We start from the raw sequence: 651 nt of genomic DNA, 5'->3' as shown, positions 1-651 counted from the left end.
TCAATCTCGTAGCCCAGAGAAACCACACCAGCTGGTGGTTAGCGGTGAGCAAGGTATGATTGCTCCCGGTTCTATCGCGGTAAATGTCGAACAAAATGCACCTGATGGCTTCATTACCTACAGCCAAGGTCAAGTGTCACAGGATGGTATGAAAACCACCTTGAACTTGGATAACGATCCTGAACTGGGCAAGTACTCATGGCGCGGAGAAATCTTTGCAACGGATTTCGCAACCCAGCGTGCACTAGTGTTTCCTATTCAAGAACAAACCTTCAGTGTCGTTGATGAAGTGGATTTAGAAGCTGCCCGCATCGCCAAAGAAGCAGAGCTGGCCGAGCAACGCCGTATTGAGATGGAAAAACGCATCATTGCAGAGCGCGAAGCCGAGCGTAAACGCAGCATGATCATCATTGCGGTCGGCAACGTAGTGATGCTTTTGATTGCTATTGTGGCTTGGATTGTGTGGCGAAAGTTAAAAGCGAAACGACAAGCCATGCCTGAAATGCAATTGGAAGTGCCAAAGAAATAAGGCAGAAGAGTTAGAGAAAGAACGGAGCCCATCGGCTCCGTTTTTTGTTTTATCTTCGACCGTCGCTTAAGCCACTTCTGGAATTGGCTTTGGTGGTTGTTCCAAATCGGGTTCTTCTTGCA

The 651-nt window shown here is 48.1% G+C and carries 1 pseudogene; it reads left to right on the top strand.

From position 1 onward, the window contains the following. Positions 1–529 (top strand): annotated as a pseudogene (locus R7044_RS25980) (TIGR03503 family protein); the annotation flags it as partial. Between the last annotated feature and the right edge of the window lie 122 nt (positions 530–651).

This window comes from Vibrio sp. 1402 (assembly GCF_033340275.1).
This window is presented reverse-complemented; position numbering and strand designations above follow the sequence as displayed.